Raw genomic sequence first — 7340 nt, forward strand, 5'->3', positions numbered from 1 at the left:
TTATAGTCCTGCGCTGTCGGCATAGCCTAGCTGGTTTTCGGGCCCTGGATATGCGAATCTGCATAACTCGGTCAATGGCACTCAGATGGTGACCTGGGTTCCGACTTCAACCACTCGCCCGGTGGGAATCTGGAAGTAATCGGTCGCGTCGTTGGCGGATCGGCTCAGCGCAATGAAGATATGGTCCTGCCACAGCGGCATGCCCGACTGCGCCGAAGCCTTCAGGGATCTCCGGGACACGAAGAACGACGTCGACATGATGTCGAACTGCCAGCCCTGTTTGCGCGCGATCGCGAGCGCCTTCGGCACATTCGGCTGCTCCATATAGCCAAAGCGCAGACGGACCTTGGAGAACTTGTCGCTGATCTTCTCCATCCTGAACCGCTCCGACAGATCGACCCGCGGCGTCTGCGCGGTCTCGATGGTCAGGATCACGTTGTGCTCGTGCAGCACCTTGTTGTGCTTGAGATTGTGCAGCAGCGCGGTCGGCACGAAAGCAGGATCGCTGGTGAGGAACACCGCCGTGCCCTTGACGATGTGCGGCGGCCGCTTCTCTAGGCTCCGGATCAGATCGTCCAGCGGCACCTCGATCCGCCGCGTTTTCTGGATCAGGATCGCCGAGCCCTTGCGCCAAGTCCAGACGGTCCCCGCCATGACGAAACCGAACAGCAGCGGCACCCAGGCGCCGTCGAGAAGCTTCAGCAGGTTGGCGCTGAAGAAGCTCAGATCGACAATGACGAGAGGTACGATCACGGCGGCGGCCGTCGCTGCGCGCCAATTCCACAACTTCCAGATCACGACGAAGCCCATGATGCCGTCGGCCACCATGGTGGTGGAGACCGCAATGCCATAGGCCGAGGCCAGATTGCTGGGCGTGTGGAAGAGCAGCACCAGCAGCATCACGCCGATCAGCAACAGCCGGTTGACGCGGGGCAGATAGATCTGGCCGGCATGGGATTCCGAAGTGTAACGCACCTCGAAGCGAGGCAACAGACCGAGCTGCACGGCCTGGTGGACCAGCGAATAGGCGCCCGTGATCACCGCCTGGCTCGCGATCACGGTTGCGGCCGTCGCAAGTCCAACCAGGGGCAGCACCAGGCTCTCGGGCACCATGCGATAGAACGAATGCTCGATCGCGCTGGGATCGGACAGCACCAGCGCCCCCTGGCCGAAATAGTTGATCAGGAGCGCAGGCAGCACGAAGAACATCCAGGCCGACTGGATCGGCTTGCGGCCGAAATGCCCGAGATCCGCATAGAGCGCCTCGCCTCCGGTCACCGCCAGGAACACGGCGCCGAGCGTCACGAGGCCGATCACGCCGTGCGACAGCACGAACTGCACTGCATAATAGGGATTGATTGCGGCCAGCACGGTCGGATCGTCGGCGATGTGCACGGCCCCCATCACCGCGATGACGGTGAACCACACCACCATGACGGGCCCGAACGCAGAGGCCACCAGTGCGGTACCCTTGCTCTGGACGGCGAACAGCAGCACTAGAATGAGAACGGTGAGCGGCACGACATAGTGCTCGAGCGCAGGTGCTGCGAGCTTGAGGCCATTCACCGCCGACAGCACCGAGATCGCCGGCGTGATCATGGAATCCGCGATGAACATGGAGGCGCCGACTACGCCGAGGGCGAGCAGGACCCAGCTTCGCCGCCCGAGCGCGCGCTGGCCGAGCGCCATCAGCGAGAGCGTGCCCCCCTCCCCGTTATTGTCGGCGCGCAACAGCAGCAGGACGTATTTGGCGGTGACGACGATCAGCAGTGCCCACAGAATCAGCGAGAGCACGCCCAGCACGATAGCCCGCGAGACCGGCTCGCCATGGGCCGCGCCCTTGACGGCCTCGTGGAATGCATAGAGCGGCGAGGTTCCGATATCCCCGAAGACGACGCCGATGCTCCCGAGCGTAAGGGCCCAAAAGCCTGTCTTGACCGGCTGCCCGTCCTGGGTTTCGGCCTGTGTGGTGCTCGCCGTCATGGGGGTGAGAAACGCTTCGTCCCTGAATTTGATCCGGCGCCTTTCGACGCTTCCGGCTCGCCTGTCAATCGGTAACCACCATAGCAGGCGCCGGGGCGGATGCTGTGACGCCGCAGCAACGTTCACTGCCTTCGCGACGAGATGCCTCAGGTAAAATGGTAACGCAAGAGCCTTTACGGCTTCAGATTCGGGGGAAGCGGCGGATCTTCACGCATCAGGGTGATGGTCACGCGCCGGTTGGCCGCGAGCGACGGATCGTCCGGAAACAGCGGCTGGGTGTCCGCCTTGCCGGACACGGCGAAGATGTGCGACGGCGGCAGGCCCTCGCGTTCGAGGATCTGGCGCACCGCATTGGCGCGGTCGGCCGACAGATCGAAGGCGCCGTAGTCGCTGCGGTTCGGCACGAAACCGGCCGCGGTGTGGCCGGCGATGGAGACGCGCAGCGGCGTCGCCTTGAGCGGGATCGCGAGCTTCTCGACCAGGCGCCGGGTCCGGTCATAGGGCACCTTGGAGCCGTCGGCGAACATCGAGCGACCGTCCTGGTCGACGATCTCGAGGTTCAAGCCCTGCTTGGTCTCCTCGAACATGATGTGCTTGGACATCTCGGTCAGTTCCGGCATGTCCTGCAACGCCTGGCGCAGCGAAGCCGCGGCGAGCGCGAAATTGCGGTCGACCTTGATCTTCGCGCCGGAGGTCTTTTCGCGATCCTCCTGATCCGGCGTCGGCGTGTTGGAGGAATCTTCCGGCTGGATGTGGTCGACGTTCTTGAGCCGCGGTCGCGTCGGCAGGCCGTCCGATTCGACGATTCCGGAGTAGCGCGCCTCGCTCTGCACGCCGAACGCCTCGCGCATCGAGCCCGCGACGATCTTCAGCTTGTTGGCGTCCTGCGTCGAGAACGCGACCAGCATCACGAAAAACGCCAGCAGCAGCGCCATCAGGTCGGCGAAGGTTACGAACCAGCCGTGACCGCCGCCGTGAGCATCGCCGCGCTTCTTCTTGGCCATCTCTCAAAATCCAGGCGGCGGCCTTTAGGCCGGCACCGGCTCGCCTTCGGAATGACGATGCTTCTCCGGCAGATAGGCCAGCAGCATCTCGCGGACCAGGGTCGGGCTCTTGGAGTCGCGGATCATCAGGATGCCGTCGATGATCAGGGTGCGGTTGGTCTCTTCGTCCAGCAGCTTGCCGTGCAGCTTGTCGGCAATCGGCAAGCAGATCAGGTTGGCGACGACGGCGCCGTACAGGGTCGCCAGTAGCGCGGTAGCCATGAACGGACCGAGCTTGGAAGGATCCGACATGTTGGAGAACATCTGCACCATGCCGAGCAGCGTGCCGATCATGCCGAACGCCGGGGCGCAGTCGCCGACGGCGCGGTAGATCTTGCTGCCTTCGTCGAGGTGCATCAGGAAATTGTCGCGGTCGCGCTCCAGATTGTCGCGAATGAAATCGAGATCGTAGCCGTCGGCGACATAGCGGATGCCCTTGGCGAGGAACGGCTCGTCGGTCTCGACCTTTTCCAGTCCGACCGGCCCCTGCTTGCGCGCGATCTCGGCGATGCGGGCGAGTTCGTCGACGAGGTCGTGGGCCGAGAGGCGGCTCAGCGTGAAGGCAAATTTCGCGCCCAGCGGCACGCCGTGGATCATCGCCGACAACGGGAAGCGGATCATCGTAGCCGCAAACGAACCGCCGAAGATGACGATGACGGCGTGGATGTCGTAGAACATCCCGAAACTGCCGCCCATCAAGATCAGGGTGGACACCACAATGGCGCCTGCGACCAACCCGACAAGTGTTGCGATATCCATTACTGACTCCAACACGTACGTAACAACGGCCATCCTGGCCGTTGGCGCGGCCCAACCCCGAACCGCATCGCAGACCCTAGAGCGCCGCCCTTAAAGCCGCGTAAAGGTTAAGTCCGGACAGCGGCGTACCTTCCGCTGCGAGCACGGGATTGCCGTCCAGCGACATGGATTTCAATGCTTCGCTAACCATGCCGACGGCGTCGGCGCCGGTGCGGGTGCGGCCCTGCGCCACATCCGGAACAAGAGATGAATTGCTATTCTGGAGCGAGGCGCAGGCTGATTGCGGGAGCCATCGGCGATGTTGACGGTGTTTGGTCTTCTTACTGCACTGCCGGCGGTGCTGGCACTTCACCTGCTCGAACCGGAACTCGTCCTGCCCGCCTTCAGCCTCGTGCTCTTTGTCGAGGCCGCCTTCGCCGTCATCTTGGCCCGCCTGATGCCGGTCCCGGACACTGTCGACGCCATCAGCTTTTGGGACCTCGCCGGAGGCTTCACCCTGATCGGATGCGCCGCAGCCGTATTCGGCGAGCCGGATCAGGCCGTCCTGTTTCTGACGGAACAAGGCGCCCCCCGACCAGCGTCGCGGCCGTAAGTCACCCATCGTGCAGCGCTCCGGGTAGGCCTTGCTCAACCGGGACCTGACGCGCCAAGGCTGTCGATCCTGATCTCATCGCGCCGTGAAGCGCGATGAGATCTGGATGGATCGTCATCGCGCTTTGGGTTGTTGTTGCCGCATGATCTTTCCGGAAAACCGCTTCGCACTTTTCCGGATCATGCTTTAATGGATCTCGGCCGAACGCTTCAGCGCGGCCTTCAGCTTCTCCAGCGAGAAATCGGGGCTGCGGGCGATCTCCAGGATCGGCGTTTCGCGGCGGCCGCAGAGCTCGGCGGCGTCGGGCAGCTTTGCAGCGATGTCGAGCGGGATCACGATGGCGCCGTGGCGATCGGCGTGGATCAGGTCGTCGGACTTCACGGTCATGCCGGCGACACGCACCTCGCCGCCGAAGCTTTCCGCATGCACCCAGGCGTGCGACGGGCCGATCGAGCCGGCCAGCGCCTGGAAGCCGGGCGCCCATTGCGGGATGTCGCGGATCGAGCCGTCGGTGATGACGCCGAGGCAGCCGAGCGCCTTGTGCACGTTGCTCTGCACCTCGCCCCAGAACGCGCCGTAGCCGACATCGGGGCCGTCGATGTCCTGGATCACCGAGATGCGCGGGCCGTGGCCGGTGCCGACATATTCGTAATAGTCGATGCGGCGCCTGGACTGCTCCTCGGCCGGGAGCGAGGATTTCAAGACCGAGCGGATCGTCACCGTGCGGGCATAACCGACGATCGGCGGCAGGTCCGGGAACGGGCAGACCAGCTGCTTGGTGGTGTAGCCGATCAGCCGCCGCTCGGGCGCCACGATCTCCATCGCATTGCAGATCGTCGGCGTGTCGTAGCGGCCCAGTGCCTCGAGGACGGAAGCGGGCAGCGGCCCGGTCGCGGAATTGGTCACGGCGTTCTCTCCCAGATTGGCGGCTGATTGACGCGATGCCGCCCTCACTGGGCGATATAGCCGAGATCGGGCGTCGACCCAACTCAGGCAGGCCTCATGGCAGATATCCCGCGAAGAACGCTCAGTGCAGCCGACCGGGCCGGTCGTCATCCTGCGGCGGCTCCGACGGGGACGACAGCGTCGGCGCAGAAGGCGGTGACGAGACTTCCCCGTCCGCAGGCGCGGCGGCTTGCAGTGCCCGTGCCTGGTCGCGATAGGATTTGTAGCCGAGCGGCAGGCAGAGCAGATAGAGCACGGTGCCGATCGACAGCACATGCCAGGGATAGGCGATCAGAAGCGCGATGAAGACGATCACGGCAACGAATGCCGGCAGCACCAGCTCCGGCGGCACGCGCATGCGCTTGGTCTTGCCGGAGAACACCGGCAGGCGCGACACCATCAGGAACGCGATCAGAAGCGTGTAGGCCGCCGTCACCGCCGCAGGGGTGCGGCCGAGCTCCAGGAAGGCGATGTAGATCGGCAGCAGCACCGTGATCGCGCCGGCAGGCGCCGGCACGCCGGTGAAGAAGTTGGCGGCGAAGGCCGGCTTGTTCGGATCGTCCAACGCGCGCTACCTGCGACGGCTCGAGCGAGTTGATCGCCTCGATCTTCGGCTCGAGCCACGATACCAGGCGATGACCGATGCCGAGCTCCGCGGGCAAACGGCCGAATTCCGGCGCCGTCTGGCCGCCGGTGAAACGCTCGACGACATCCTTCCCGAGGCCTTCGGTGTCTGCCGCGAGGCAGGGCGCCGCTGGCTCGGGATGCGCCACTACGACGTCCAGCTCGTCGGCGGCATGGTGCTCCACTCCGGCGCCATCGCCGAGATGATGACCGGCGAGGGGAAGACGCTCGTGGCCACGCTCCCGGCCTATCTCAATGCCATCGAGGGGAAGGGGGTCCATGTCGTCACCGTCAACGACTACCTCGCCCGCCGCGACATGGAGTGGATGGGGCCTCTCTACATGGGACTCGGGCTGACCGTTGGCGCGATCCAGTCGGGGATGGATTCCGCCGAGCGGCAGAAGTCGTATGCGGCCGACATCACCTACGGCACGAACAACGAATTCGGTTTCGACTACCTCCGCGACAACATGCGGATGGCCTCGCGCGGCGACGACCGCTTCCCGGCCCATCAGCAGCAGAGCCAGGGAACGCTCAATTTCGCGATCGTTGACGAGGTCGACAACATCCTCATCGATGAGGCCCGCACGCCGCTGATCATCTCCGGCCCGGCCCATGACGACGTCACCAAGTACACCCGGGCCGACCAGATCGCCCGCCAGCTGCGCGCCGAGGAGCACTTCGAGGTCAAGGAGAAGGAGCACACCGTCGCGCTCACGGAGGCGGGCGTGCGTCGCGCCGAGCAACTCGCCGGCGTGGAAAGCTTCTACACCGCGGGCAACATGGAGTGGCCCCACCTCATCGACAATTCCCTCAAGGCCCACCACCTCTACAAGCGCGACGTCAACTACGTTGTCCAGCAGGGGGAAGTGGTGATCGTCGACGAGTTCACCGGGCGGTTGATGCCGGGCCGGCAGTGGTCCGACGGGCTCCACCAGGCGGTCGAGGCCAAGGAGGGAGTGCGGGTCAAGGAGGAGTCGCAGACCCTCGCCACCGTCACCCTCCAAAACTTCTTCAAGCTCTACAAGAAGCTCGGCGGCATGACCGGCACGGCGATGACCGAGGCGAGCGAGTTCTGGAAGATCTACAAGCTCGACGTCATCGCCATCCCGGCGAACCGAGGCATGAAGCGGATCAACCACCCCGACGTCATCTACCGCACCGAAAAAGAGAAGTGGACGGCCGTCGCCGACGAGGTCGAGCGCGTTCATCGCTGGGATTCGCTCGCGCTCTCCGACGGGACATGGCGAATCGGGCGGATCCTCGGCGAGAACGAGACGACGATCGAGTTTGAGGACAAGGAGACGCGCTCCAAGGAATCGATCCCGCGAAAGACCGTTCGCGACCTCCAGCACCGCGGCTGCCCCGTCCTCGTCGGCACCGTCTCCATCGAG

5 protein-coding genes and 2 pseudogenes are annotated in these 7340 nt (G+C 64.5%); 1 reads left to right on the top strand and 6 read right to left on the bottom strand.

Annotation, left to right across the window (positions count from 1 at the left end):
• Positions 1-81: 81 nt before the first annotated feature.
• The 6 genes and pseudogenes from JHD07_RS27670 to JHD07_RS27695 all read right to left on the bottom strand — a co-directional run.
• The gene (locus JHD07_RS27670; RefSeq protein WP_291627826.1) at positions 82-1983 is read right to left on the bottom strand and encodes a potassium transporter Kup; all 1902 of its coding nucleotides are present in this window, start codon (positions 1981-1983) and stop codon (positions 82-84) included.
• 173 nt (positions 1984-2156) lie between these two features.
• Positions 2157-2987, bottom strand: coding sequence for a flagellar motor protein MotB (locus JHD07_RS27675; RefSeq protein WP_291627828.1), 831 nt, complete (start codon positions 2985-2987; stop codon positions 2157-2159).
• 24 nt (positions 2988-3011) lie between these two features.
• Entirely contained in the window at positions 3012-3785 is a 774-nt protein-coding gene (locus tag JHD07_RS27680; protein ID WP_291627829.1) for a MotA/TolQ/ExbB proton channel family protein, read from the bottom strand.
• 76 nt (positions 3786-3861) lie between these two features.
• A complete protein-coding gene (locus tag JHD07_RS27685) occupies positions 3862-4347 on the bottom strand; it encodes a hypothetical protein (RefSeq protein ID WP_291627831.1) in 486 nt (161 codons plus the stop codon).
• Positions 4348-4563: 216 nt separating this feature from the next.
• Entirely contained in the window at positions 4564-5283 is a 720-nt protein-coding gene (locus JHD07_RS27690; RefSeq protein ID WP_291627833.1) for an RraA family protein, read from the bottom strand.
• Between the two features lie 121 nt (positions 5284-5404).
• Positions 5405-5887, bottom strand: a pseudogene (locus tag JHD07_RS27695) (CDP-diacylglycerol--serine O-phosphatidyltransferase); the annotation flags it as partial.
• On the opposite strand from JHD07_RS27695, the pseudogene JHD07_RS27700 reads away from it, so the two are divergent.
• Positions 5844-7340, top strand: a pseudogene (locus JHD07_RS27700) (hypothetical protein); the annotation flags it as partial. The pseudogenes JHD07_RS27695 and JHD07_RS27700 overlap by 44 nt on opposite strands.

The organism is Bradyrhizobium sp., from assembly GCF_016462955.1.
Taxonomy (GTDB): Bacteria; Pseudomonadota; Alphaproteobacteria; order Rhizobiales; family Xanthobacteraceae; genus Bradyrhizobium.